Annotated in this window: 26 protein-coding genes; 15 read left to right on the forward strand and 11 right to left on the reverse strand. The window is 59.6% G+C overall.

What is annotated here, in order from left to right; all coding sequences use genetic code 11:
* Window positions 1-69: 69 nt before the first annotated feature.
* Window positions 70-675: a CvpA family protein gene (locus RTCIAT899_RS05960; protein ID WP_015339337.1), complete on the reverse strand. Its 606-nt coding sequence runs from the start codon at window positions 673-675 to the stop codon at window positions 70-72.
* A gap of 91 nt (window positions 676-766) precedes the next feature.
* A complete protein-coding gene (radA, locus tag RTCIAT899_RS05965; protein WP_015339338.1) occupies window positions 767-2170 on the reverse strand; it encodes a DNA repair protein RadA in 1404 nt (467 codons plus the stop codon).
* A 153-nt stretch (window positions 2171-2323) separates the two neighbouring features.
* On the opposite strand from radA, the gene RTCIAT899_RS05970 reads away from it, so the two are divergent.
* Window positions 2324-2959 carry a LysE family translocator gene (locus tag RTCIAT899_RS05970; protein WP_015339339.1) on the forward strand — a complete coding sequence of 212 codons (636 nt, stop codon included), beginning with the start codon at window positions 2324-2326 and terminating at the stop codon, window positions 2957-2959.
* Between the two features lie 21 nt (window positions 2960-2980).
* Here RTCIAT899_RS05970 and alr read toward each other — a convergent pair whose 3' ends face one another.
* From alr to RTCIAT899_RS05985, 3 genes are all read right to left on the reverse strand, one after another.
* Window positions 2981-4144, reverse strand: coding sequence for an alanine racemase (gene alr / locus RTCIAT899_RS05975; RefSeq protein ID WP_015339340.1), 1164 nt, complete (start codon window positions 4142-4144; stop codon window positions 2981-2983).
* Window positions 4145-4463: 319 nt separating this feature from the next.
* Window positions 4464-4964 carry a GFA family protein gene (locus tag RTCIAT899_RS05980; RefSeq protein ID WP_015339341.1) on the reverse strand — a complete coding sequence of 167 codons (501 nt, stop codon included), beginning with the start codon at window positions 4962-4964 and terminating at the stop codon, window positions 4464-4466.
* A gap of 197 nt (window positions 4965-5161) precedes the next feature.
* Window positions 5162-5803, reverse strand: a complete 642-nt coding sequence (locus RTCIAT899_RS05985) for a dihydrofolate reductase family protein (protein WP_015339342.1) — start codon at window positions 5801-5803, stop codon at window positions 5162-5164.
* Window positions 5804-5951: 148 nt separating this feature from the next.
* Between RTCIAT899_RS05985 and RTCIAT899_RS05990 the strand changes: the two genes are divergently transcribed.
* The 5 genes from RTCIAT899_RS05990 to RTCIAT899_RS06010 all read left to right on the forward strand — a co-directional run bounded on the left by RTCIAT899_RS05990 (window position 5952) and on the right by RTCIAT899_RS06010 (window position 9078).
* Window positions 5952-6287 (forward strand): ArsR/SmtB family transcription factor, encoded by a 336-nt coding sequence (locus RTCIAT899_RS05990; protein ID WP_015339343.1) that lies wholly within the window; start codon window positions 5952-5954, stop codon window positions 6285-6287.
* 4 nt (window positions 6288-6291) lie between these two features.
* Window positions 6292-6771, forward strand: a complete 480-nt coding sequence (locus RTCIAT899_RS05995; RefSeq protein ID WP_015339344.1) for an SRPBCC family protein — start codon at window positions 6292-6294, stop codon at window positions 6769-6771.
* Window positions 6772-7083: 312 nt separating this feature from the next.
* On the forward strand, window positions 7084-7905 hold the full coding sequence (locus tag RTCIAT899_RS06000; protein WP_041677840.1) for an AraC family transcriptional regulator: 822 nt from the start codon (window positions 7084-7086) through the stop codon (window positions 7903-7905).
* Between the two features lie 169 nt (window positions 7906-8074).
* Window positions 8075-8779 (forward strand): AzlC family ABC transporter permease, encoded by a 705-nt coding sequence (locus RTCIAT899_RS06005; RefSeq protein ID WP_015339346.1) that lies wholly within the window; start codon window positions 8075-8077, stop codon window positions 8777-8779.
* Window positions 8776-9078 (forward strand): AzlD family protein, encoded by a 303-nt coding sequence (locus RTCIAT899_RS06010; protein ID WP_015339347.1) that lies wholly within the window; start codon window positions 8776-8778, stop codon window positions 9076-9078. The genes RTCIAT899_RS06005 and RTCIAT899_RS06010 overlap by 4 nt, the downstream gene beginning before the upstream one ends.
* Before the next feature lie 59 nt (window positions 9079-9137).
* On the opposite strand, the gene RTCIAT899_RS06015 is transcribed toward RTCIAT899_RS06010, so the two are convergent.
* A complete protein-coding gene (locus RTCIAT899_RS06015) occupies window positions 9138-10634 on the reverse strand; it encodes a replicative DNA helicase (RefSeq protein ID WP_015339348.1) in 1497 nt (498 codons plus the stop codon).
* A 349-nt stretch (window positions 10635-10983) separates the two neighbouring features.
* On the opposite strand from RTCIAT899_RS06015, the gene RTCIAT899_RS06020 reads away from it, so the two are divergent.
* The 3 genes from RTCIAT899_RS06020 to RTCIAT899_RS06030 are packed head-to-tail and all read left to right on the forward strand — an operon-like array spanning window position 10984 to window position 14167.
* Entirely contained in the window at window positions 10984-11427 is a 444-nt protein-coding gene (locus tag RTCIAT899_RS06020; RefSeq protein WP_015339349.1) for a MarR family winged helix-turn-helix transcriptional regulator, read from the forward strand.
* An 8-nt stretch (window positions 11428-11435) separates the two neighbouring features.
* Complete coding sequence (locus RTCIAT899_RS06025; protein ID WP_015339350.1) at window positions 11436-13082, forward strand: MFS transporter; 1647 nt, start codon at window positions 11436-11438, stop codon at window positions 13080-13082.
* 17 nt (window positions 13083-13099) lie between these two features.
* Entirely contained in the window at window positions 13100-14167 is a 1068-nt protein-coding gene (locus RTCIAT899_RS06030) for an HlyD family secretion protein (protein ID WP_015339351.1), read from the forward strand.
* Window positions 14168-14262: 95 nt separating this feature from the next.
* Here the strand turns inward: RTCIAT899_RS06030 and rplI are convergent, their stop codons facing one another.
* The 4 genes from rplI to rpsF form a co-directional block, all read right to left on the reverse strand.
* Window positions 14263-14841: a 50S ribosomal protein L9 gene (rplI, locus tag RTCIAT899_RS06035; RefSeq protein ID WP_015339352.1), complete on the reverse strand. Its 579-nt coding sequence runs from the start codon at window positions 14839-14841 to the stop codon at window positions 14263-14265.
* Window positions 14842-14860: 19 nt separating this feature from the next.
* On the reverse strand, window positions 14861-15841 hold the full coding sequence (locus RTCIAT899_RS06040) for a DUF2232 domain-containing protein (RefSeq protein ID WP_041677320.1): 981 nt from the start codon (window positions 15839-15841) through the stop codon (window positions 14861-14863).
* Window positions 15842-16006: 165 nt separating this feature from the next.
* Window positions 16007-16255, reverse strand: coding sequence for a 30S ribosomal protein S18 (rpsR, locus tag RTCIAT899_RS06045; RefSeq protein ID WP_004122103.1), 249 nt, complete (start codon window positions 16253-16255; stop codon window positions 16007-16009).
* A gap of 12 nt (window positions 16256-16267) precedes the next feature.
* Entirely contained in the window at window positions 16268-16714 is a 447-nt protein-coding gene (gene rpsF / locus RTCIAT899_RS06050) for a 30S ribosomal protein S6 (RefSeq protein WP_015339354.1), read from the reverse strand.
* A 391-nt stretch (window positions 16715-17105) separates the two neighbouring features.
* Here rpsF and RTCIAT899_RS06055 point away from each other — a divergent pair, with 391 nt between their 5' ends.
* Complete coding sequence (locus tag RTCIAT899_RS06055) at window positions 17106-17849, forward strand: histidine phosphatase family protein (RefSeq protein ID WP_015339355.1); 744 nt, start codon at window positions 17106-17108, stop codon at window positions 17847-17849.
* 133 nt (window positions 17850-17982) lie between these two features.
* A complete protein-coding gene (locus RTCIAT899_RS06060) occupies window positions 17983-19197 on the forward strand; it encodes a hypothetical protein (RefSeq protein ID WP_015339356.1) in 1215 nt (404 codons plus the stop codon).
* A gap of 50 nt (window positions 19198-19247) precedes the next feature.
* On the opposite strand, the gene RTCIAT899_RS06065 is transcribed toward RTCIAT899_RS06060, so the two are convergent.
* Window positions 19248-20291, reverse strand: coding sequence for an aldo/keto reductase (locus tag RTCIAT899_RS06065; protein ID WP_015339357.1), 1044 nt, complete (start codon window positions 20289-20291; stop codon window positions 19248-19250).
* A 194-nt stretch (window positions 20292-20485) separates the two neighbouring features.
* Between RTCIAT899_RS06065 and fabD the strand changes: the two genes are divergently transcribed.
* The 4 genes from fabD (at window position 20486) to fabF (ending at window position 24093) form a co-directional block, all read left to right on the forward strand.
* A complete protein-coding gene (gene fabD / locus RTCIAT899_RS06070) occupies window positions 20486-21430 on the forward strand; it encodes an ACP S-malonyltransferase (protein ID WP_015339358.1) in 945 nt (314 codons plus the stop codon).
* Window positions 21431-21455: 25 nt separating this feature from the next.
* A complete protein-coding gene (gene fabG, locus RTCIAT899_RS06075; RefSeq protein ID WP_015339359.1) occupies window positions 21456-22193 on the forward strand; it encodes a 3-oxoacyl-[acyl-carrier-protein] reductase in 738 nt (245 codons plus the stop codon).
* A gap of 286 nt (window positions 22194-22479) precedes the next feature.
* Entirely contained in the window at window positions 22480-22716 is a 237-nt protein-coding gene (locus RTCIAT899_RS06080; protein ID WP_004122114.1) for an acyl carrier protein, read from the forward strand.
* Between the two features lie 114 nt (window positions 22717-22830).
* The gene (fabF, locus tag RTCIAT899_RS06085; protein ID WP_015339360.1) at window positions 22831-24093 is read left to right on the forward strand and encodes a beta-ketoacyl-ACP synthase II; all 1263 of its coding nucleotides are present in this window, start codon (window positions 22831-22833) and stop codon (window positions 24091-24093) included.
* Window positions 24094-24190 lie beyond the last annotated feature (97 nt).

Here is a 24190-nt window from a genome sequence, read left to right on the forward strand (position 1 = left end):
CGGATCTTCTATTGTCACGCCGCTCAAATGGAGATTCTCGAGCGGCAGGTCAAGCCTGTAAACGCACCGTCAATTGTTTGTCTGCGGCGCCGGCGCGTCATCCGAGGGCGCGGTATCGTTCGGCGCGGTGTTATCGCCATTTCCTTGCTGCTTCGGCGCGATCTTGTTGAGGATCTCAGCCGGCAACCTCGCCTGAATGTCCTGCGGAAGCGCTGCGGTCAGCTTCTCGACCATCGAATCGAGGAACGGCTTCGATTTGGCGTTGTTGACCCAGTCCGGACGGGCGGCCGGTGCCACCAGCCAGTTCCAGAAGGCCACGACGACGACCATCAGGAGCAGGCCGCGAGCCGCGCCGAAGAGGAAGCCGAGCGTGCGGTCGAGCGCGCCGATGCGGCTGTCGATGATGAAATCGGCAATCCGGATGGTGATGAAGGAAATGATGATGAGCGCCAGCAGGAAGATGACGGCGGCTGACGCGATCGTCGCGATCTTGGTGTCGGCCTTGTATTGCAGGGCATAGGGAACGAGCAGCGGATAAAGATAATAAGCGGCGACTGCGGAGCCGCCCCAGCTGACAATCGAGAGGATTTCGCGCGAGAAGCCACGAACCATGGCCAGAACGGCGGAGAAGAGAATAACGCCGATAACAATACCGTCGAAAATCGTAATGGGCATTTATAATCCACTTCAAGACTTGCCAGACCTTTTGGTCGGCATCGGCCTCAATCAGGAGCCTCTTCTTCGCCAAGAACGGCTGAAGTAAGGCTCAGTCTTCATCTTCCGCGCGTTTCAGCGCGCCCTTGGATCCGGCAATGCGCGCCACCAGATCGGGCAGGCTGTCGATCTCGCTCCAGCGTCCGCCGTTGACCTTCGGCAGATCGGCAGAAGCGGCAGGCAGAACAGCCCCGGAAAATCCCAGCTTCTCGGCTTCCTTGAGGCGCTGGGCGGTGTGCGCAACCGGCCGGACGGCGCCCGACAGGCTGACTTCGCCGAAATAGACGCAATCGGCGGGCAGAGCAAGACCGGCTAGGGAGGAAACCAGTGCAGAAGCGACGGCTAGGTCCGCAGCCGGCTCGGAAATGCGGTAGCCACCGGCAATATTGAGGTAAACATCGTGCTGGCCGAGCCTGACGCCGCAATGCGCTTCCAGCACGGCCAGAATCATAGAAAGGCGCGCCGAATCCCAGCCGACGATGGCGCGGCGCGGAGTGCCGAGCGATGTCGGCGCCACCAGCGCCTGCACTTCGACCAGCACCGGACGTGTCCCCTCGATGCCGGCGAAGACGGCCGCACCCGGCGACTTTTCGTTGCGCTCGCCGAGAAAGAGTTCGGACGGATTGGGCACATCGCGCAGGCCGGCGTCGGACATTTCGAACACGCCGATCTCGTCGGTGGGGCCGAAGCGGTTCTTCACCGTGCGCAGGATGCGGTAATGATGGCCACGATCGCCTTCGAAATAGAGGACGGCATCGACCATATGCTCGACGACGCGCGGCCCTGCAATCTGGCCATCCTTGGTGACGTGGCCGACCAGCACCATGGCCGTGCCGGTCTGCTTGGCGAAGCGGATCATCGCCTGCACGCCGGTGCGCACCTGCGTCACCGTGCCGGGCGCGGACTCGGCAAGTTCGCTCCACAGCGTCTGGATGGAATCGATGATGACGAGATCCGGCCGCTTGCCTTCGGAAAGCGTCGCCAGGATATCCTCGACGTTGGTCTCTGCGGCCAGCAGCACTTCCGTATCAGCCGCTTTCAGACGTTGGGCGCGCAGGCGAACCTGCGCCACGGCTTCTTCACCGGAGACATAGACGATCTTGTGCCCCTGCCGGGCGAGGGCGGCCGCGGCTTGCATCAGCAGCGTCGATTTGCCGATGCCGGGATCACCGCCGACGAGAACGGCCGAGCCGCGCACGAAACCGCCGCCTGTCGCGCGGTCGAGTTCGGATATGCCGGTATGGATGCGCGGCGCCTCTTCGATCTCGCCCGAAAGCGTCGTCAGCGTGACAGGCTTGCCCTTGCGCGGCGTCTTGGCCGGTCCGCCGCCGATCCCGCCCATCGGATCTTCCTCGACGATGGTGTTCCATGCGCCGCAACTGTCGCATTTGCCGACCCAGCGATTGTGGACCGTGCCGCAGTTCTGGCAGATGAATTGTGTACGGGCCTTAGCCATCGGATGCTGTTCTCAAGTTCAAATGCTTCGCTCCTCGCGACGAATCGTGATCGGCTGACAGATAATGTCTTTCCCGGCCTATCAAAACTAATGATTTCCGTATCAATGGCGATCGTGTCAGCTTTTATGCCGGGTTTTTATGGACGATGACCGATGTTTGACTATTCGCTTGCGCACTGGATCGCCTTTCTCACCGCTGCAACCCTCCTCAATCTGTCGCCGGGGCCGGATATCGCTTTCATTCTCGGCCATACGATCAGAAGCGGCATGCGCTCGGGCTTCGCAGCGCTTTTCGGGATCTGGAGCGGCGCATGCCTGCATGTGCTGATGGCGGCCGCCGGCCTGTCAGCGATCCTTGCGGCTTCAGCACTGGCCTTCTCGACGGTCAAATGGATCGGTGCCGCCTATCTGATCTGGCTCGGCATCCAGGCGCTGCGCTCGAAGGGCGAGGCAGCATGGATCAAGGAGGCCGGTAAAACCTTGTCTTTTGGCCGCATCTATCGCCAAGGCATCCTGGTCTCGCTGCTCAATCCGAAGGTCGCCATCTTCTTCCTGGCCTTCCTGCCGCAATTCGTCGTCGAAGGCGCCGGTCCGGTCTGGGCGCAGCTACTGCTGCATGGCAGCCTGATTATCGTCGTCGCCGCTTTCATCGAGCCGCCGCTCATCCTGCTCGGCGGCCGTCTGAGCGAGGCGCTTCGACGCAATCGGAGCCTCGGCCTGTGGCTCGACCGCGGTCTCGGCACGCTCTTCGTCGCCCTTGGCGTCCGGCTGGCGATCAGCGCCCGCTAAATATTCTGAGGAGTAGCCCGGCTATTCTTCGGTCTGTTCCGAGATATACCGGCGCTCGTGCCGCAGCCCCATGCTGGTCAGCATCTCGTAGCCGATCGTGCCCGCCGCCCTTGCGGCCTCGTCGACCGAGATGTTGCTGCCGAAAAGCTCGACATAGTCACCGGCTCTGACCAGGTTTTCCGGTAGGTCGGTAACATCGAAGATGGTCAGGTCCATGGTGATGCGGCCGGCAACGGGCACCTTGTGACCGGCAATGAAGCCATGACCGCCTGGGATGCCGGTCTGGCGCAATGGCACGCCGGCGCTCGACTGGCTGCGCATATAGCCGTCAGCGTAACCTGCCGAGACGATCGCCAGCCGGCTGTCGCGGGTCAATTGCAAGGCGCGGCCGTAGCCGACGGTTTCGCCCGATTTGACCGAGCGGGTCTGGATGATTCGAGCCTCCGCCGTTGCCACCGGACGCATCGGATTGGCCACGCCGGGCACCGCCTCGCCGCCATAAGTGGCGATACCCGGGCGGGTGAGATCGAAGTGATAGTCGGCGCCGAGAAAGATGCCGGCCGAATTGGCAAGGCTCGCCTCGATGCCTTCGAAAGCGGTACTGACCTTGCGGAAAGCCTCGAGCTGCTGCCTGTTCATCGCATTGGCAGGGTCGTCGCCGCAGGCAAGGTGGCTCATGACGAGAACCGGCGCAAAGCTTGCAGGGCGGGAGACGTCATCGGCAAGCGCGATCGCATCGCCCATCGGCAGGCCGAGCCGGTTGAAGCCGGTGTCGACCTGCAGCGCGCAAGGATAATCACCATAGTCCGACAGAACCGACATCCAGAAGGTCAGCTGCTCCTCCGAGGCGATGACGGGTACGAGATCGTTCTCGAAGAACCGGCGCTCCATACCCGGCCAGATGCCGCTGAGCACGAAGATGCGGGCCTCGGGGGCATAGAGCCGCAAGGTCGTGCCCTCATCCGCTGTCGCAACGAAGAAATCGCGCGCGCCGGCGCCATAAAGCGTTTCACCGACGTCCTCGATCCCGAGCCCGTAGGCATCGGCCTTGACCACGGCCGACGTGCGGGCCTTTCCCGAGCGGCGCGCGAGGTCGCACCAGTTTTCGACGAGAGCGCCGAGATCCACCGTCAGCCGCAGGCCGGCGGAAGCGAAAGCATCGTCGTCATTGAAATTATCTGTCATGGGGCGCCCTAAATAAGGAAGTGGCCGGAGGTGATTTGGCTTGAGCCAGGATACCGGTCGCCGATGAAAAGAAAAAGTGCTGCGAGGCATATATGCGGAACTAGGCAAAAACTGCCGCCACATGTCTGACGACAGCTTCCGGCTTAGTGCCTGAAACCACCGGCTGCTTCGAGGCTTGAATTAGCTGAAGAACAAACCTTCATGCACGTTGCGCGCATCATCTTGAAAATAGGCTGTCGTAGGCTTTAATTTCCGGGATGATGGCTATTTCGGAATGGCGGCGACGGACAGTGCGTCGCTGGAGATCGCCGGAATAGGCTCAGTCGTCACGCCATCTCACCGGCCATGAGGCGGTATCGCGATCAGGATGCTGGTTGTTGCTCGTCTTGATCGCCGCAGCCCAATCAGCGCCGTTATTTTCGGTCGCACCGGTATTTTCTATGCCCGTGATTGTATCGAACCATGCCACCATGTTCTCGGTGCAGGTATTGGCATGCGGCGGGAAGGCGTGCGGATCGTCCAGCGAACCGATCATCAGGTTGGTGCGGCCGTTTTCGAGGTGATGGAAAAACAATGGCGTGCCGCAATTGGCACAGAAGCCGCGCTCGACAAGCTCAGAACTCTTCCAGACGCTCGGCTTGCCGCGCGTCCATGTGAGCGCATCATCAGGCGCGGCGACGAGCGCGGTAAAGATATTGCCGGAGGCTTTCTGGCACATGCGGCAGTGGCAGAGATGCGAATTATCGAGCATGGCGCTTGCGTGGTAGCGCACGGCACCGCACTGGCAGCCGCCGCTCACCTTCATCTCGATGCGTTTCAATTCTTCTTCTCCTCTGGAGGGCGGGTTTGGGCTTAACGCTTTTAGGTTTTCATCTTGTGATCGTCCAGCAGAACGACGGATCCGATCACGCCTTGCCGGTGCTGGCAGAGTCTAATGTTGTATTTGCTTAGCCCGTAACTCGGAAGCCGACATCATGGATGGAGGAGCCATAAGCGCCTCAAGTCGCTGACAAGCGGCTAACGTTGAAAGGTGAGATGGATAGTGCCGCTCGGCGCAGTTTCTGATTTGACCGTATAGCCAGCTTCCAGGCCGCGCAGATCGTCCCACAGGCGTATGCCGCGCCCGAGCAGAATCGGTGCGATCGCGACATGAAGACGATCGACAAGGCCCGCCTTCAGAAACTCGCGAACGACTGTTGGACCACCGCCGATCCTCACGTCTTTATCGCCCGCCGCCTTGACGGCTAGCTGGAGCACATCGGTCGGCGCTGCGCTGAGGAAATGGAAGACGGTGCCGCCAGCCATCTCCAGGGAAGGTCTGGGAGTATGAGTGAGGACGAAGACTGGGACGCGGAAGGGCGGTTCTTCGCCCCACCAGCCCCGCCAATTCGGGTCGTCGGGAAAGTTGTGGAGCCCGAACATGCCGGCGCCCATGATCTCGGCACCCACGTTCTCGAAGTATTCTCTGGCGTAATTATCGTCGACACCTGTGGTCCCGGTTCCGCTGGTATCCTTGAGGACGCGCTCGCGAAACGTTCGCGTTGCAACATATGCGCCGACGAGACGCGGCCAGTCCTCGCCAAACGGGGTTTCGGGTGTCTGATCCGTCGTCGTTGCGAACCCGTCGAGCGAGATCATGAGATCGACACGTATTGCCACTGGAGCTCTCCTTGCGAGTGGTTGCACCATAGCTGCTCCCGCAGTCCGGAGCTCAATACTAAGGTAAATGCCTTTATATAAGATGTAGACACTAAGGCAAGTACCTTATTGTTGTTGACTAAAGGCTGAAGACGTTTTACCGAGTCATATGCCTTACCATTCGACGCCCCTCGATCTTGCCTTTCATGCTCTCAGCGACCCGACCCGCCGCGCGGTGGTATCGCGGCTGGCTGAGGGCGAGGTGCCGGTCAGCATCCTTGCCGAACCTTTCGACATGGCACTGCCCTCCTTTGCCCAGCATCTCAAGGTGCTGGAGGATTGTGGACTGATCGCTAGCGAGAAGCGGGGACGCAGCCGCTGGTGCCGACTGGTGCAGGCGCGCTTCGACGAGGCTGCGGACTGGATGGAGGCAGAGCGCAGGCGCTGGACCGAACGATTGGATCGCCTGGAAGTCTACTTGGACAAGAAGGAAGAGGATGATTGAGAACATGGCAAACCCGTTCGACACTTGGGCGCTCGACAGGGAAATCGTGCTGGTGAAGCTGCTGAATCATCCGCGCGACAAGGTTTTTGCCGCGTGGATGGACCCCAAGGCCCTCGCCGAATGGTACGGTCCGGCCGGATTTGAAATTGAGAACCACGAAGGCGACATCCGCGAGGGCGGGATCTGGCGGTTCGACATGGTGGGCGTGTTCGAGGGCCGGAAGCAGCGCTTTCCCAACCTCATGCGCTTTCTGGAGATCGTCCCGAACGAGCGGATTGTGATGGACCATGGCACGCCGGAGCCCAATGACCCCGATCGTTTCCGCGTCACAGTGACCTTCGATGAGCAAGCCGACGGCAAGACGGTTCTTACCCTGCGCCAACTCCACCCCAGCCCCGAGCGGCGCCGGTTCGTCATCGGCTTCGGCGCGGTCGAATACGGGCTACAGACGCTCGATGGCCTCGCAGCATGGTTGGACGGTTGACGTGTGATCCATTGAAGCAGAGAGGTCTCTCTACGGAAACCTTCACCGCCCATGCTTGCGCCGGTTTTGGCGAGCGCGTCGAGATCAGGCCGCGAAAGTAAAGGCATCCTCGCCTCAGAAAGGGGAGGGAAGATCTGTCATGAATCGCCGCGATGAGAAGCAAGTTGTAGAGAGGATTGTGGCAAGGAGAAAGCGCGGACAGGCAGATACCAGCCTTTCCCACACGCGATCACTTTTGTTCAAGACGCGCGGCAGTCGGCTCGATAATGTGCTGGCATGCAGAACGTTTCGCAGAAAGAGGCGGCTGACGCCATGCCGCTTGCCAAGGTGGAATCGACCCGCTTCTGGCGGGACGGTCGCTTTCGCGGTATGGAATGCCTGAGCGCAAGCTTCGTGACGCATGAATATGCGCCGCATGCGCACGACACGTTCAGCATCGGGGCGATTGAGCGCGGCAGCCAGATTGTCACATTGCACGGCAGGCGGGAGGAAACCGGACCGGGCGATCTCTATCTGGTCAATCCTGACACAGTCCACGACGGCGCTCCGGGCGGCGAAGGCTATCGCTACCGCATGATCTACCCGGACACGAAGCTCTTCGTCGACATTCTGGAAGACGTTACGGGCAAAGCCTTCAACGCGACGCCCTCTTTCGCCAGTTCGCTGTCGCGCGATCCGCAGCTTGCCAGCGCCTTCCACAAGGCGCACCGCACACTCGAGAGCGGCGCCGGCGCGTTGGAATCCGATGAAAGCATGTTCTCGGTGCTGGCGGCGCTCTTTGCGCGCTACGGCAGCACGATCGTCCTGCCCGTCGATACCAAGGAGCGCAGTGCCGTTGCGCGCGCCCGCGATTACCTCAGTGAGAATTTCGACAGCGATGTCGGATTGGAGGAGTTGGCCAAGGTCGCGGGGCTGAGCCGCGCGCACCTGATCCGCGCCTTCCGCAGGGAGTATCATATTACACCCCATGCCTTTCTGACCGACCGGCGTGTCATCGTTGCCCGCCGATTGCTCCGGGAGGGCCGCATGCCGGCCGACGTCGCCATCGAATGCGGTTTCGCCGATCAGGCGCATTTTACGCGCCACTTCAAATCGCGCACCGGTGTCACCCCGGGCCAGTTCCGTGTCGGCTAGCGGTTTTCCGTCCGGAATACGTAAAGAAACAAATACGTAGAGCATTTCGCTTTTCCCCGGATGTTGAAAACGCGTTGCGGATTCCGGATGGAACTCCAGTCACTTTCGTTCAATACAGCGCCGGCTGCCGTCGGCTACCTCTCCGTCATTGTTGAAGTGGAGGTTGCCAATGTTGCAGCAAAGCCGGCCGGCCGGCGAATTCAAAGCCGGGATGCGTGCCATTTTTCCGCTGATCGTCGCCGTCCTGCCGATCGGCCTCGTGTTTGGCGCGGTTTCGGCGACCAAGGGGCTTTCGCCGCTGGAGACCACACTGATGAGCGCGCTCGTCTTCGCCGGCGGCTCGCAATTCGTGGCGATGGACATCTGGACACATCCCGCAAGCTGGATGGGCGCCGGCTTCGCGGCTCTGCTCGTCAATATCAGGCACTTGCTGATGAGTGCTTCGATCGGCACGAAGATGCAATCTTTCGCCGGCATCAAACGCTATATCGCCATGCTGTTTCTCGCCGATGAGATTTGGGCCATGGCGGAATTCCGCGCGGGCACGATGCGGCTCACACCCGCCTGGTATGCGGGCATCGTCACGCCCTTCTACTTGGCCTGGGTCGGCTCGTCGCTTGCGGGTGCCTTGCTTGGCGCCTTTCTCGGCGATCCCGCCGTCATCGGTCTCGACTTCGCCTTTCCTGCCGTCTTCATCGTGCTGGTCATGGGCTTCTGGAAAGGACCGGAAACTGGCGCGGTGCTTGCCGCAAGCGGAATTGCAGCCGTTGCTGTCCACCAGTTCGTGCCCGGTGTCTGGCATATTGCAGCCGGCGCGCTGGCGGGGCTGGCAATGGCTTTCTGGAAAGGCCGGGCGCGGGAGCAGGCAGCGTGACGCTTGATCTCAGCACTCTGCTCGCCATCCTCGCCATGGCTGCCGCAACGATTTTCACCCGTGTTGGCGGTCTTGTCTTGATTCGCTACGTTAGGATTGACGAGCGCAGGCAAACCGCAATCGAAGCCATTCCACCAGCGGTGCTGATGGCTGTCATTGCTCCGACGGCTTTTGCTACCGGCTGGGCGGAGGCGCTGGCCTGCGCGGCCACCGCAATCGCCTCCCGCCGCTTGCCGATGCTGGCAAGCGTTGTTGTCGGTGTTGCGACGGTGGCTTTGCTGCGAACTGCGGGACTGTGAAGCGTCTCCGGGAAAAGTGCGAAGTGTTTCTCCGTCCCAGCGGAACATTGAGCTTCGTGTCAATGTTCCTCATACTGCGTAAAAGACGGGTCGGCGAGGTCGGCAAAGCGCGTGAATTCCGACTGGAAGGCGAGCTTCACCGTGCCCGTAGGCCCGTGGCGCTGCTTGGCGATGATGACGTCGGCCGTGCCTTTGACGCGGTCGAACAGAGCTTCCCATTCCCCATATTTCGGGTCGTTCGGATCGCGCGGCTCCTGGTTCTTGACGTAATATTCCTCGCGGAACACGAAGAGTACGACGTCGGCGTCCTGCTCGATCGAGCCGGATTCACGCAGGTCGGAAAGCTGAGGCCGCTTGTCGTCGCGGCTTTCGACCGCACGCGAGAGCTGGGAGAGCGCGATGATCGGCACGTTCAATTCTTTGCCGAGCGCCTTCAGGCCAGTGGTGATCTGGGTGATTTCCTGAACACGGTTCTCGTTCGATTTGCCGGAGCCGGTCATCAGCTGCACGTAGTCGACCACCAGAACGTCGAGACCGCGCTGGCGTTTCAGGCGTCGGGCACGCGCGGAAAGCTGGGCGATGGAGATGCCGCCGGTCTGGTCGATATAGAGCGGCACCTTCTGCATCATCATAGAGCAGGCAACGAGCTTTTCGAAATCGGCGTCATTGATATCGCCGCGTCGGATCTTCGACGAGGAGACTTCCGTCTGCTCGGAGATGATACGCGTGGCGAGCTGTTCGGACGACATTTCCAGCGAGTAGAAGCCGACGACGCCGCCGTTCTTCGCCTTCATCGAGCCATCCGCCTGGACTTCGCCCTCGTAAGCGGCGGCGATATTGTAGGCGATGTTGGTCGCAAGCGAGGTCTTACCCATGCCGGGGCGACCGGCAAGGACGATCAAGTCGGAGCGCTGCAGGCCGCCCATCTTGCTATCAAGCGAGTGGATGCCCGTGGAGATGCCGGAGAGGCCGCCGTCACGCTCCTTGGCGACGGCCGCCATGTCGATTGCAAGGGCCACGGCGTCGTTGAAGGACTGGAAACCGCCGTCGTAGCGGCCATTCTCGGCAAGCTCGAACAGCCGGCGCTCCGTATCCTCGATCTGTGCCTGCGGCGGCATGTCGAGCGGCGCGTCATAGGCGATATTAACCATGTCCTCGCCGATGGTGATCAGCGCGCGGCGCAGCGCCAGATCGTAGATGGCGCGGCCATAGTCTTCCGCATTGATGATCGACACGGCTTCGACGGCAAGCCGCGCGAGATATTGCGCGACCGTCATGTCGCCGACCTTCTCGTCAGCCGGCACGAAGCTCTTGATGGTGACGGGGTTGGCAGTCTTGCCCATGCGGATGATGTCGCCGGCGACCTCGAAGATCTTGCGGTGCAGCGGTTCGTAAAGATGAATCGGCTTCAGGAAGTCGGAGACGCGGTAATAGGCATCGTTGTTGACGAGGATGGCGCCGAGCAGAGCCTGTTCCGCCTCAATGTTATTGGGCGCTTCACGATAATGCTGGTCGGCGGGAGCAATGGCGGCGAGCTTGCGCGCAGCTTCGTTCATTTTCCATCTCTTCGTACTTTAGGGTGTCGACTGGTTTGCGACGTTCCGATGTCATGGTCAACCAGGCAAATGGACAGCCACCCGAAGTGGGGCGAATAGGTCCGGCCTATCAACGTTTTTCCACTCGTCCACAGGCGCAGATTGCCGCCACGTAAAAAATCTCTTGTGGCCACTTTGCAACGAAAAGATCGACACACGAATCACATACGCAAACCATCTGTGGGGAATATCTTAGCTGGGTCTTTCGGCGTATGCATCAATTGGTGCGGCTATCCTGCTTGAAAAGCTGGGGAAATCCGGGTATTTCCTTTAAATTAGGGTAGGACGCTAATTATATAAAGCTGCAATAATGCCAGGTGCGCCATCAAGACAAGAACTCTTCGACGACCTCTCTGCGTTCAATCGCAAGCTGAGGGCGGCTTTTGACGCCCTCGTTCGAGAGCACGGCATGACCCTTTCCCGTGCGAGGGTTTTTCGCAAGCTCTCCCGCCGGGATGGGATAAACCAGAGAGAGCTCGCCGACGAGCTGGAGCTGGAAACGCCGACGCTCGTACGCATCCTTGATGCGATGGAGGCGCAGAATTTCATCGAACGTCGGGCCGCCGTATCCGATCGCCGCGCCAAGCAGATATTCATAACGGAATCCGGAAAAGTCGTTGCCGCCGAGGTCGAAGCTCTTGCCAGCGGTGTGCGCGCGGATATCTTGGAGGGGATTTCGGACGAGGATGTCGGCATGGCGCTGAAGGTTATTCGTGCCATGACTGCCAATCTTCAGAATATCGGCAAATCATGAGGTAATGCATGAGCGGGGATCCGGGCCCGGTCGCCAATGCGCAAGCCAACGCCGTCCCGCCCGCTCCACCGCCTATGCCGGGCTGGAAAGTGCCGCTCTATATTGCGGCATCCGTTCTGTTCTTCCTGACCCAGGGTCTGGGTCTTAATCTTGCCTTCGCCAACCTTACGCAGATCCAGGGAACCATTGCGGCGACCACCACAGAATCGGCGTGGCTTTCTGCCGCCTATATGGCGCCCAATGTCAGCCTCGCCATCGCGCTGGTGAAGATTCGCCTTCAATATGGCGTGCGCAATTTCGCCGAGGTCAGCATTCTCGGCTTCGTGCTCGCCTCGCTGCTCAATCTCTTCGTCTCCGACCTGCATTCTGCGATCGTCGTCCGCTTCCTGAGCGGAATTGCCGGCGCGCCGCTGTCGACGCTCGGCTTCCTTTATATGCTGGAGGCCTTCGAGCCGGCGAAGAAGATGACGATCGGCGTCAGTCTGGCGATGATGAACACGCTGCTTGCTGCCCCCATCACCCGCCTCGTGTCACCCTCGCTGCTGGACTATGGCGAATGGCGTGGCCTCTACACGCTCGAGATGGCATTGGCGCTGCTCGTCATGCCGATCATCTATCTGCTGCCGCTGACACCGCCGCCGCGCGTCAAGGTCATCGTGCTGGGTGATATCTTCAGCTATCTTCTCGTGGCGATCGGTTTCGGCTGTCTTGCCGTCGCCCTGTCGGTCGGGCGCCTCTACTGGTGGCTGGAGGTGCCATGGCTCGGGGTCGTCCTGGTGATTGCCATCGCGTCCCTGACCGTTGCCATTGTCGTCGAGCTGAGGCGGTCGACGCCTTTGATCGACGTTCGCTGGCTGCTTCGGCCTGAAATTCTGCATCTGACGGCGATCCTCCTGGTCTTCCGCATCATTGCCGCCGAGCAGACCTCCGTCATCATGACCTTCTATCAGAACGCGGTCGGGCTCCTCTATGATCAGCTTTCCATTCTGTACTGGATCATCCTGGCCTTCTCCATCATCGGGGGCCTCATCTGCACCGTGTTTATGAGCTACGGCTTCAGCTGGCAGATCCAGTTCGTCGCGCTCATCCTGATGGGCGTGGGCGCGCTGATGGATTCGCAGGTGACGAACTTGACCCGTCCCGAGCAGATGTATTTCAGCCAGGCGCTGGTTGCAGCCGGCGCGGCCCTGTTCCTGCCGCCGTCCATGTCGCAAGGCTTCAAGGAGGCTATATCCAAGGGGCCACCCTATCTGGTGACCTTCTTCGTCGTCTTCACCTTCACGCAAAGCATCGGCGGCCTGATCGGCTCGGCCTTTTACGGGACGCTGATCACCATTCGCGAGAAGTTCCACTCGGCTGTCCTGACGGAACGCGTGCTGCTGACAGACCCGCATGTGGCCACACGCGTCAGCCAGCTTTCATCCTCCTATGGCAAGGTGATCGGGGATAGCGCGCTCCTGAAAGGGGAGGGGCTGGCGCTGCTCGGTGCGCAGGTCAGCCGTGAGGCCAATATGCTCGCCTATGGAGATGCCTTCTTCACTGCTGCCGTAATCGCCTTCCTGTCGCTTGCCGGCCTCTCAATCCATGTCTTCTTCCGCTTCGTCAGGGCTCGCCTGGCCGACGATCGGGCTGAGGTCGTGACATCCAACCCATGAGGATATGAAATAGCTCCATGTCGAGGCTCGTTCGCTCCCCCATCGAAGTCATCGCGGTTCTCGCCGGCATCGGCGGCGTCATGTTGGTTCTCTATGCCTGGCATCTGCCGCCGTTCAAAACCGCGGTCGAGACCACCGACGACGCCTATGTCAAAGGCTATGTCACGACTATCAGCCCGCAGGTCAGCGGCTATATCACCGACGTGCCGATCAAGGACTACAAACTCGTCAAGGAGGGCGACGTGCTCGCCCAGATCGATAATCGTATCTACAAGCAGAAGGTAGCGCAGGCCCACGCGACGCTGGACGGGCAGAAGGCGGCACTTGCCAATTCGCAGCAGCAGGAGCAGGCCGCCAAGGCTGGCATCGTCTCCAGCCAGGCGCAGATCGATAGCGCCAACGCTGCCTTAAAGCGTGCCCAGCTTGCCTTCGATCGCGTCACGACACTGGTCTCCAGAGGTGTCTCGACCACGAGCGATTCCGAACAGGCGCAGGCGACGCTGCAGCAGGCTCAGGCATCGGTCAATCAGGCAAAGGCCGCTCTCGACGTCTCTCAGCAGAACCTGACGACGATCATCGTCAACCGCGCCTCCCTGGAAGCCGGTGTCAGCGGCGCGGAGGCTGCCGTGCAGCTTGCCGATATCGATCTCGACAACACGACCATCAGGGCGCCGCAGGACGGCCGCATTGGGGAAGTTGGCGTTCGCCTCGGCCAATATGTGACACCAGGTACGCAGCTGATGAACCTGGTGCCGAAGGACATCTGGGTCATAGCCAATTTCAAGGAAACGCAGCTCGATGGCATGAAGCTCGATCAGCCCGCCACGATTTCCGTGGATGCGCTCGGGCATCGCGAGATCAAGGGCCGCATCCAGCGTTTCTCTCCGGCAGCGGGTTCAGAATTTGCCGTCATCAGGCCGGACAATGCCACGGGCAATTTCACCAAGGTCGCCCAGCGTCTCGGCGTGAGGATCAAGATCGAGGATGGACAGCCACTCGCCGACCAGTTGGCGCCTGGCATGTCCGTCGTCGTTTCGATTGACAAGGATTCGGCTCCGCTGCCGGAGCCTAGGAATAACGACTGACAGAAGCGTTCGCTTTATCGTCTGCCAATAACAAAAAAGCCTGGGTCGAGGAGCCAGGCTTTCTTTCATTCACAGTTTTGGAGAAGGCTTGAGGATCAAGCTTCTTCTTCGCCGTCGCGGTCAGCTTCCGGATCGAAGAAATCTTCCGGACGCAGCGCGTCTTCGTCAACGCCGTAGATGGCGTCTGCGGAGGTGAGGGTTTCGCCCTTGGCCTGACGCTCGGCTTCTTCAGCGGAACGGGCGACGTTGAGCTCAACCTTGATTTCGACTTCGGCGTGAAGCCCGATGGCAACATCGTGCAGGCCGATAGCCTTGATCGGCGTGTTCATGTGAACCTGGCTGCGGCCGATGTTGAAGCCTTCTGCGGCGAGGATTTCGACGACGTCACGAGCAGCGACCGAGCCGTAGAGCTGGCCGGTTTCGCCAGCCGAGCGAACGACGATGAAGGACTTGCCGCCGAGAACGTCGGCAACCTTCTGGGCTTCGCTCTTGCGCTCGAGGTTGCGGGCTTCGAGCGTTGCTCGCTCGGCTTCGAAACGAGCCTTGTTGGCGGCGTTGGCGCGCAGCGCCTTGCCGAGCGGCAGCAGGTAGTTACGGGCAAAGCCGTCGCGAACCTTGACGGTTTCGCCCATCTGGCCGAGCTTGGAGATGCGTTCGAGAAGAATAACTTCCATTTTCTTGTTCCTTTCGATGTCAGATTTTCGTGTCTTGTTTGGGTGTGTCGGCATTCTTGTTCGGGGTGAGCGATATCGCCTTGCGGGTATCGTAGAGGCCGAGAACGAGAACGATGAAAAGCGGCAGCGTCACAAAGAAGCATACCAGGTAGCAGATGATCAGAACCGGCAGACGCCAGTCCTTGCCCCGCGTCCGGTAGTGCAGCGAAGCAAAGCCGGAAATGATGAAGCCCGCGCCGAAGGCGCCAAGCACGGCGGCGGCGATGAGGCCGAGAACGCCACCGAAGAAGATCGCGACGATCGCCACGAGAAAGACGAAGATCGCATTGCGGTTCATACGCAGCGACGAGGGGATATCGTCGCGCGGACGCAGATTGTGGCTCGAGGCCGCGACAACGCGGGTCGCTACATAATAGGCGGTCAGCAACATCATGACCCAGATCATGCCCCAGGCGATCGGGATCATGTAGAGCATCAGCGACTTCATCTTCGCGATCGCAACCGGATTGAGCTGAAGATCGGGAGACTGCTGGTTCACTGCGGCCATGTAGGCGTCGACGACTTGTCCCACTAGATCGGCACCGTAGCCCATGACCGCGCCGGCGACGATGATCACGACGGCTGCAAGGCCGCACAGATGCAGCATGATGTCGGAGAGCGGATACCAGGCCATCAGATTATCTGGCCCACCAAGTTCAGAGGCAGGACGCGCCAGATTGGCGAGATGGCTGAGCCATGCGGGTATCAGCGTCAGGAGAACGACGAAGAGCCCGAAATAGACCGAGGGTGCGATGATCGTGCCGACGATGCCGGCGACCACGACGGCAACGATAACAGCCATGTTACCCCAGCCGAGGCCGACGATCAGGATCGGGAGAGCGGAAAGCGCACCGAACAGGATGAACAACAATGGCTGAAGGGTCGCGCCATACACGAGTAGGGCGGCGGTCAGACCGGCGAGCGCGCCGATGCCAAGCTCTTTTGCGTTCAACTTTTTCACGTCGCTGTCCTGCTTCGTATCGAGCAGTTAGAGGATGCCTTCGCCACTCTGGCGCGAAAGCTTATCCCCAACATGGGGTTTCAAGGTTCCGATCCGCGCCCATCGCGAAAGGGAGAAGGGAAGGCATCGCTGCCTTCCCTCTAATTCAATCGGCGTCAGCTTATATTAAGCGACGACGTAAGGCAGCAGGCCGAGGAAACGCGCGCGCTTGATCGCCTGGGCGAGTTCGCGCTGCTTCTTCTGGGAAACGGCCGTGATGCGGGACGGAACGATCTTGCCGCGCTCGGAAATGTAGCGCTGCAGGAGACGAACGTCCTTGTAGTCGATGCGCGGCGCATTGGCGCCCGAGAACGGGCAGGTCTTGCGGCGGCGATGGAACGGACGGCGGACCGGTGCGGAGGAAACTTCAGACATTCTCAAATCTCCTTATACGCGGTCTTCGCGCGGACGGCGCGGACGGTCTTCGCGGTCACCACGATCCGGGCGCGGACCACGATCGCCGAAGCTGCGCTCCGGGCGGTCGCCATCGCGGCGCGGACGGTCGTCACGGTCGCGCTTCTGCATCATGGCCGACGGGCCGTCTTCGTGCTTTTCGACAGCGATCGTCATGTAACGCAGGACGTCTTCGCTGATGCGCATCTGGCGTTCCATTTCCTGGATCGCAGCGGCCGGAGCATCGATGTCCATCAGGGCGTAGTGAGCCTTGCGGTTCTTCTTGATGCGGTAGGTGAGGGACTTGAGGCCCCAGTTCTCGATACGCCCGACTTTACCGCCGTGAGCTTCGATGACACCCTTGTACTGTTCTACGAGGGCGTCGACCTGCTGAGCGGAAATATCCTGCCGGGCAAGGAATACATGTTCGTAAAGAGCCATGGATAGCTTTGCCTTTCTTGCGTTGGTCTGAACCCGATATTCGGCGGCTAAGCCTCAACGACTGCTCCTGAGAGGGTAAACCCAAGCAAGAAAAGCGTTTCCGAGACGGTCGAGAGCGGAGACACGGGAGGCTGGAACGCTTCCGTTCCGAACGATTCCCCTTGCGGAAAACCGGCCCTCCGTTCAGCCACCAGCCAGAAGACCGGGTTGCGAACAGGGCGGCTTATACGGATTTTTCTCCGAAAGGCAAGGGTGCGGGCGAAATTATGCCGTTTTGCCCGTGAGCGGCGTTGATGCTCGGGCCAAATCGCGGGTTCCCGTCCGCCGCAGCGTTGCACCCGCCGCACTCTCCCATATGATGGGATGCGAATTGCAGCAACAGGGATGGTTCATGCGCATCTTTCTCGTTCGGCACGGCGAATCCCTCGGCAATATAGACGACCGGTCCTATCGGCAGTTCGGCGATCATAATGTGCCCCTGACGGAATGGGGCTATCGGCAGGTGCTGGAGGCGGGTGAAGCGATATCAGCCTATCTGAAGGGATTGCCATCAGCTGAATTGCGCAAACTGAGCGTCTGGTACTCGCCCTTCCTGAGAACGCGGCAGAGCAAGGATGCCCTGCTGGAGGTTCTGTCTGCCGAACTCATCGGGGATACCAGAGAGGATTATCTGCTGCGCGAGCAGGATTTCGGGCTCTTCACCGAAATCTACGATCACGCCGAACAGAAGCGGAAATTCCCCGACGAGTTCGAGAAATGGGCCAGGCTGCGCAACAATAACGGCAAGTTCTATGCGCGTCCACCGGATGGCGAAAGCCGCGCCGATGTCGCCCAGCGCGTCCGTCTGTTCCTGCAGACCGTCATGCACGACGCCGAAAACGGCAGAAACAATGTCATCATCGTCGGCCACGGCGTCACCAACCGCGCCTTCGAGATGAACTTCCTGCATCACCCGGTCGATTGGTTCGAGCGCTCGGACAACCCGGGCAATGCCGATGTTACCCTGATCGAGGGGCGAAGCTCTGAAGGCTATCGGTCGATCCTGCTTCACAAGTCGACGGACCGGGTAAAGGGGCAGGACGAGTTGCGTGAGGCCTACGGTTCGGAACTGACGATTACGCCGAAGGCGGAGTAATAGGTCGTTTGCCGTAGATATGGTTTTCCCGCTGCCTTATGGGCCTGCTTTCATATCAGCGCCGAGGCGGAATCTTTCGAACGTGTGCTGCAATCATGGCTTGTGAAGCGCCTGGAGCTGTGGAATTCATTGCATGGCTGCAATTGGGGGCTGGCTTGTGAAAGAAATGACAAAGAATTTTGTTTTGGCGGGTCTTGTTTTGGGCCTCACCCTTGTCGCTCAGCATGCGACAGCGAGGTTAAGCTATGAAGCCCATAGTTTGAAAGATGGTTCCAAGTTCATCATGGTGAGTGGTCGGTTCGAAGCTGACGATGACTTGAGCATATTTCGCAATGAAGTTCTTTCCAGCCATGCATTTTCCATTAGTTTCTTCAGTGGTGGCGGAAACGTATACAAGGCTATGGAGTTTGGTCGTCTGATCCGATCTCTAGGCCTTCAAACCGTGGCTGCGCGGGACTCGGAATGCGCCTCGGCTTGTTCCTTGTCATTTCTGGGCGGCGTAACTCGTTATGCCGAGCCGGGTGCGATCGGCGTTCATAAATCTTCGTTCAGCGATACGAGTGGAATGAATATCGAGGATGCCGTTGCGGCCGTTCAACAGCAAACCGCCGACGTGATTTCCTATATGAACGAAATGGGCGTCGATCCTAGTTTGCTGCAGCTTGCCCTAAAGTACGACAGCAATGATATTCGCTATTTGTCATCGAGCGAAATGACACAGTTTCGGGTTACGACGGTCTCGTTTCAAGAAGTTCATGAATCTGAGGTCAAATCGTCGTCCGATAAAGCTCAGGCACCGGTTGCTGATGGACGCATAACGTCAAAGACGCTGAGCAAAAAGCCGCCGCTTCTGCAAGTTCCTGTCCCAAAAAACGGTATTGTTCAAGATGATAGTGGTTCGGCTCTATTAAAAGCCGGGCGGGATATCCGCTCCAAGACGATTGCGGCTTTTGCGAATGGAAGCGAGTTACAGATCATCAAGAGCACCGGCGACTGGTATCGCGTGTTGATCGGCAAAAAAGCCGGTTATATGCCTCAAACGTCGGTATGGGTACGTGAATTTGAAGAAAAACAGCTTGGGAGGCGATACATTGAAATAACCACTGAAAAATCTTTAGAGCCCGCAATGGTTTTCGCCAAGCAGTCATTTATTCCAATGGCAGTTCATTTAACCGCACAGGGGAGTTATGCCGTCACGATTGTTGGGACGTACGAGGGAGATGTTAATTCCCTTGTATTTCAGCCTTTGATTAATACCAAAAGCATCCCTCCGACCGCCTTCGTTACTTATGGCAACAACTACGTTCGCGAAATCTGCTGTCGTGCTTCCATCATGACGGCCGAATAAACGGACAAACTTGCCCGCTTATCCGTTTTGAATCCTACCGGCAGGCTTCCTCACATCGGCATCGGATACTTGCGATGCACCTGCTCCATCTCGGCAAGTGCCTCTTCCGGGAGCGTCACATAAGCGGCGGCCACGTCGGTCTCGAGTTGCGCCATCGTCGTCGCGCCGATGATGACGGAAGTCATGAATGGCTTGGTGAGGCAATAGGCTAGCGCCAGTTTCGAGGGATCGATGCCGTATTTGGCGGCGATTTCGAGATAGGCCTTCACCGGCGGTTCCTGCAGCGGCTGCAGGCGGCCACCGATATCGAGATTGATCGAGCCACGCGAGCCGGCCGGCCTTGCGCCACCGACGTATTTGCCGGTGAGGATGCCGCCGGCGAGCGGCGAATAGGCGAGCAGGCCGACATCTTCGTGATGCGACAGTTCGGCCAGATCGAGGTCGAAATGGCGGTAGAGCAGGTTGTATTCATTCTGGGTGGTGGCGACGCGCGGCAGGCCCTTCTGCTCGGCAATCGTCAGATATTTCTGGATGCCCCAGGTCGTCTCGTTCGAGAGGCCGACGGCGCGGATCTTGCCGGCCTTCACCAGCTCGCCCATCGTTTCCAGGATTTCGGTGATCTCGGCGATGACTTTCTCGCGATCCTGGTGGAAGGGGTTATAGCGCCAGTTCTGACGGAAATGGAAATGGCCGCGGTTCGGCCAGTGAACCTGATAGAGGTCGATGTAATCGGTCTTCAATCGCTTCAGGCTGGCGTCAACGGCTGCATTGATATTGGCGGCATCCGGCCCTTGTCCGCCGCGCAGATATTCGCGGCCCGGACCGGCGACCTTGGTGGCGAGAACGACATCCTTGCGCTTGCCGCTCTTCTCGAACCAGGTGCCGATATATTCTTCGGTGCGGCCTTGAGTCTCTGGGCCGACGGGCGTCGTCGGATACATTTCGGCGGTGTCGAAGAAATTGATGCCTTTATTGACGGAATAGTCCATCTGTTCATGGGCTTCGGCTTCGCTATTCTGCGTGCCCCAGGTCATCGTGCCCAGGCAGATCTGCGAAACGGAAATATCGGTGCGGCCTAATCTCTTATATTTCATGGGAAAACCTTGGGGATGGGAGAAGGTCAAAATGAACGAGGTCGCGCAAATTTAGGCCCGATCTGAGCGAGCGCAAGAAAAAAATCATTGCACTTCGCAGGCGCAAAAGCGGGCGGCTGCGGGGCTTGCACTATTGACTCCGCTGCAAACAATGTCATTGGGAAGCAAAACGACCCCCAAAAGGACGCTTTATAATGACTGTTGCTTTCACATTTCCCGGCCAGGGCAGCCAAGCTGTCGGCATGGGCAAGGACCTTGCCGACAATTTCGCCGAGGCGCGCGCCGTCTTCGAGGAAGTCGATGATGCGCTCGGTGAAAAGCTCTCCGACGTTATCTTCAACGGCCCGGAAGATAAGCTGACCCTGACGGCCAATGCGCAACCTGCGCTAATGGCAGTGTCGATGGCAGTTATCCGTGTACTGCAGGCGCGTGGCCTCGATCTGAAGAGCAAGGTCGCCTATGTGGCTGGTCATTCGCTCGGCGAATATTCCGCTCTCTGCGCCGCCGGCACCTTCTCGCTTGCCGACACGGCGCGGCTTCTCCGTATCCGTGGCAACGCCATGCAGGCGGCAGTGCCCGTCGGCGTCGGCGCGATGGCTGCGATCATCGGCCTTGAACATGCCGATGTCATCGCGGTTTGCGAAGAAGCTTCCACGCTTGGCGCTTGCCAGATCGCCAATGACAATGGCGGCGGCCAGATCGTGATCTCGGGCGAGAAAGCCCCGGTCGAAAAGGCAGCGGAACTTGCGACCGGCAAGGGCGCGAAACGCGCGATCCTGCTGCCGGTCTCCGCGCCGTTCCATTCCGCATTGATGGCGCCTGCTGCGGACGCCATGCGCGAAGCGCTTGCCGGCGTCGCCAAGACCAACCCGGTCGTGCCTGTTATCGCCAATGTGAAGGCGGCTCCGGTTACCGACGCCGATGAGATCGCGCGGTTGCTCGTCGAGCAGGTCACCGGACAGGTGCGCTGGCGCGAGACGGTGGAATGGTTTGCCGCCAACAACGTGACGACATTGTATGAAATTGGCGCCGGCAAGGTGCTGACGGGTCTTGCCCGCCGCATCGACAAGTCGGTCAACGGCATCGCCGTCAACAACGCTGCAGATATAGATACGGCGCTTGCCGCATTGCTTGCCTGATATATTCAAGGAACGAGGGACACACATGCTTGATTTGACCGGCCGCAAGGCCCTGGTAACCGGTGCATCCGGTGGCATCGGCGAAGAAATTGCCCGGCTCCTGCACAAGCAGGGTGCAATCGTCGGCCTGCACGGCACGCGCGTCGAAAAACTTGAGACGCTGGCCTCCGAACTCGGCGATCGCGTCAAGATCTTCCCGGCCAACCTGTCGGACCGCGACGAAGTCAAGGCACTCGGCGCCAAGGCCGAAGAGGAGCTTGGCGGCGTCGATATTCTCGTCAACAATGCCGGCATCACCAAGGACGGCCTCTTCGTGCGCATGAGCGATGAGGACTGGGATGCCGTGCTGGAAGTCAACCTGACGGCCGTTTTCCGCCTGACGCGCGAGCTGACCCATCCGATGATGCGCCGCCGCTACGGCCGCATCATCAACATCACTTCGGTCGTCGGCGTGACCGGCAATCCGGGCCAGGCGAACTATTGCGCCTCCAAGGCCGGCATGATCGGCTTCACCAAGTCGCTGGCCCAGGAAATCGCGACGCGCAACGTTACGGTCAACTGCGTTGCCCCGGGTTTCATCGAAAGCGCGATGACGGGCAAGCTGAACGACAAGCAGAAGGAAGCCATCATGGGTGCCATTCCCATGAAGCGCATGGGCACTGGCGCGGAAGTCGCTTCCGCCGTCGCCTATCTTGCATCTTCGGAAGCCAGCTACGTCACGGGCCAGACGATCCACGTCAACGGCGGCATGGCGATGATCTAAAGGAATTGCTGTTGGAGGGTGCTTTCCCGCCAATAGCATGTTGAGCAACCCGGAGCCGGCTATTTTCTGGCTTTGCGACAGACTTAAACCGTGTTAAGCGGGCCATGACTGTGAACAGTCGTCCGGAAAATTCAGGCGGACTGGGCCATATTCAAGGCGCTGGGCCGGATCTCAATGCCGGATTGAACGGGTTTGCCAGCGGCGTCGGAACAGATGCTGCAGGTTTGAATTAGGGTAGGGATGTCACAAGGCATTCTCATCAGGATATAAGGTCGAGGAAACCGACATGAGCGATATCGCAGAACGCGTAAAGAAAATTGTTGTTGATCATCTTGGCGTTGACGCCGACAAGGTTGTTGAAAGCGCAAGCTTCATCGACGATCTGGGTGCGGACTCGCTCGACACCGTCGAACTGGTCATGGCCTTCGAAGAAGAATTCGGCGTCGAAATTCCGGACGATGCTGCCGACTCGATCCTGACGGTCGGCGACGCGGTAAAGTTCATTGAGAAGGCCCAGGCCTAATCTTTCGCGCTTTTTGACAGGGCGGGCTGAAGAGTCCGCCCTATTTCGTCCGGCGAAGCCGGCCGAAACCCATTTATACGCATATCATCATAAAAAGACGGGGGTCTGCGGGCGATGAGACGTGTCGTTATCACGGGTACCGGCATGGTATCACCTTTGGGCTGTGGCACTGAGGTGTCTTGGACGCGGTTGCTCGCTGGGCACAACGGCGCCCGCCTCGTAACTGAGTTCGAGGTCGAGGACCTCGCGGCAAAGATTGCCTGCCGAATTCCCGTAGGCGACGGCACCGACGGCACGTTCAATGCTGACGATTGGATGGAGCCGAAGGAGCAGCGCAAGGTCGATCCCTTCATCATCTATGGCATGGCGGCCGCCGATATGGCGCTGGCCGATGCCGGCTGGCACCCGGAAACGGACGAGGATCAGATTGCAACGGGCGTGATGATCGGCTCGGGCATCGGCGGCCTCGAAGGCATTGTCGAAGCCGGCTATACGCTGCGCGACAAGGGTCCGCGCCGCATCTCGCCCTTCTTCATCCCAGGGCGTCTCATCAATCTCGTTTCGGGGCAGGTCTCGATCCGTCATAAGCTCCGCGGCCCGAACCATGCCGTCGTCACGGCATGTTCGACCGGTGCGCACGCGATCGGCGATGCCGCCCGTCTCATCATGCTCGGCGATGCCGATGTCATGGTTGCCGGCGGTGCCGAAGCTCCGGTCTGCCGCATTTCGCTTGCCGGCTTTGCCGCCTGCAAGGCGCTGTCGACGGACTTCAACGATACACCGCAGAAGGCTTCGCGCCCCTATGATCGCGACCGTGACGGCTTCGTCATGGGCGAGGGCGCCGGCATCGTCGTGCTCGAAGAGCTTGAACATGCCAAGGCACGCGGCGCCAAGATCTATGCCGAAGTCGTTGGCTACGGCCTCTCCGGCGACGCTCATCATATCACCGCTCCGTCCGAAGACGGCGAAGGCGCATTCCGCTGCATGACATCGGCTCTGAAGCGCGCCGGCCTGACGCCTGATGATGTCGACTACATCAACGCCCATGGCACTTCGACCATGGCGGATACGATCGAGCTCGGCGCCGTCGAGCGGCTGGTCGGCAATGCCGCGTCGAAAATCTCCATGTCGTCCACCAAGTCGGCCACTGGCCATCTGCTCGGCGCCGCCGGTGCGATCGAGGCGATCTTCGCCACGCTCGCCATCCGCGACAATATCGCCCCGCCGACGCTCAATCTGGACAATCCGGAACGCGAAACCGCCATCGATCTCGTCCCGCACAAGGCCCGCAAGCGCGAAATCAACGTCGCGCTGTCGAACTCCTTCGGCTTCGGCGGCACGAATGCGTCGCTTGTTCTGCGTCGCTATGAGGCTTAATAACAACGCGTAACTATGAGAGCGGGGATGTCTTTCGGCAACCTCGCCCGCATTCTTGATTGTTGCTGCGCCTTCGTCTTTTTCGGGAATGCGGTGC

Origin of the sequence: Rhizobium tropici CIAT 899, assembly GCF_000330885.1 — a bacterium.
Lineage (GTDB): Bacteria > Pseudomonadota > Alphaproteobacteria > Rhizobiales > Rhizobiaceae > Rhizobium > Rhizobium tropici.

Excerpts from the sequence above, each read along its gene's own strand:
- RTCIAT899_RS06000 (WP_041677840.1), top strand. The coding sequence starts at position 7,084 with ATGCCGCTTGCCAAGGTGGAATCGACCCGCTTCTGGCGGGACGGTCGC.
- RTCIAT899_RS06020 (WP_015339349.1), top strand. The coding sequence starts at position 10,984 with ATGCCAGGTGCGCCATCAAGACAAGAACTCTTCGACGACCTCTCTGCG.
- RTCIAT899_RS06025 (WP_015339350.1), top strand. The coding sequence starts at position 11,436 with ATGAGCGGGGATCCGGGCCCGGTCGCCAATGCGCAAGCCAACGCCGTC.
- RTCIAT899_RS06030 (WP_015339351.1), top strand. The coding sequence starts at position 13,100 with ATGTCGAGGCTCGTTCGCTCCCCCATCGAAGTCATCGCGGTTCTCGCC.
- RTCIAT899_RS06055 (WP_015339355.1), top strand. The coding sequence starts at position 17,106 with ATGCGCATCTTTCTCGTTCGGCACGGCGAATCCCTCGGCAATATAGAC.
- RTCIAT899_RS06015 (WP_015339348.1), bottom strand. The coding sequence starts at position 10,634 with ATGAACGAAGCTGCGCGCAAGCTCGCCGCCATTGCTCCCGCCGACCAG.
- rpsF (WP_015339354.1), bottom strand. The coding sequence starts at position 16,714 with ATGGCTCTTTACGAACATGTATTCCTTGCCCGGCAGGATATTTCCGCT.
- RTCIAT899_RS06060 (WP_015339356.1), top strand. The coding sequence starts at position 17,983 with ATGGCTGCAATTGGGGGCTGGCTTGTGAAAGAAATGACAAAGAATTTT.
- RTCIAT899_RS06065 (WP_015339357.1), bottom strand. The coding sequence starts at position 20,291 with ATGAAATATAAGAGATTAGGCCGCACCGATATTTCCGTTTCGCAGATC.
- fabG (WP_015339359.1), top strand. The coding sequence starts at position 21,456 with ATGCTTGATTTGACCGGCCGCAAGGCCCTGGTAACCGGTGCATCCGGT.
- RTCIAT899_RS06005 (WP_015339346.1), top strand. The coding sequence starts at position 8,075 with ATGTTGCAGCAAAGCCGGCCGGCCGGCGAATTCAAAGCCGGGATGCGT.
- radA (WP_015339338.1), bottom strand. The coding sequence starts at position 2,170 with ATGGCTAAGGCCCGTACACAATTCATCTGCCAGAACTGCGGCACGGTC.
- RTCIAT899_RS05990 (WP_015339343.1), top strand. The coding sequence starts at position 5,952 with ATGCCTTACCATTCGACGCCCCTCGATCTTGCCTTTCATGCTCTCAGC.
- RTCIAT899_RS05970 (WP_015339339.1), top strand. The coding sequence starts at position 2,324 with ATGTTTGACTATTCGCTTGCGCACTGGATCGCCTTTCTCACCGCTGCA.
- alr (WP_015339340.1), bottom strand. The coding sequence starts at position 4,144 with ATGACAGATAATTTCAATGACGACGATGCTTTCGCTTCCGCCGGCCTG.
- fabF (WP_015339360.1), top strand. The coding sequence starts at position 22,831 with ATGAGACGTGTCGTTATCACGGGTACCGGCATGGTATCACCTTTGGGC.
- RTCIAT899_RS05960 (WP_015339337.1), bottom strand. The coding sequence starts at position 675 with ATGCCCATTACGATTTTCGACGGTATTGTTATCGGCGTTATTCTCTTC.
- RTCIAT899_RS06080 (WP_004122114.1), top strand. The coding sequence starts at position 22,480 with ATGAGCGATATCGCAGAACGCGTAAAGAAAATTGTTGTTGATCATCTT.
- RTCIAT899_RS05995 (WP_015339344.1), top strand. The coding sequence starts at position 6,292 with ATGGCAAACCCGTTCGACACTTGGGCGCTCGACAGGGAAATCGTGCTG.
- rplI (WP_015339352.1), bottom strand. The coding sequence starts at position 14,841 with ATGGAAGTTATTCTTCTCGAACGCATCTCCAAGCTCGGCCAGATGGGC.
- rpsR (WP_004122103.1), bottom strand. The coding sequence starts at position 16,255 with ATGTCTGAAGTTTCCTCCGCACCGGTCCGCCGTCCGTTCCATCGCCGC.
- fabD (WP_015339358.1), top strand. The coding sequence starts at position 20,486 with ATGACTGTTGCTTTCACATTTCCCGGCCAGGGCAGCCAAGCTGTCGGC.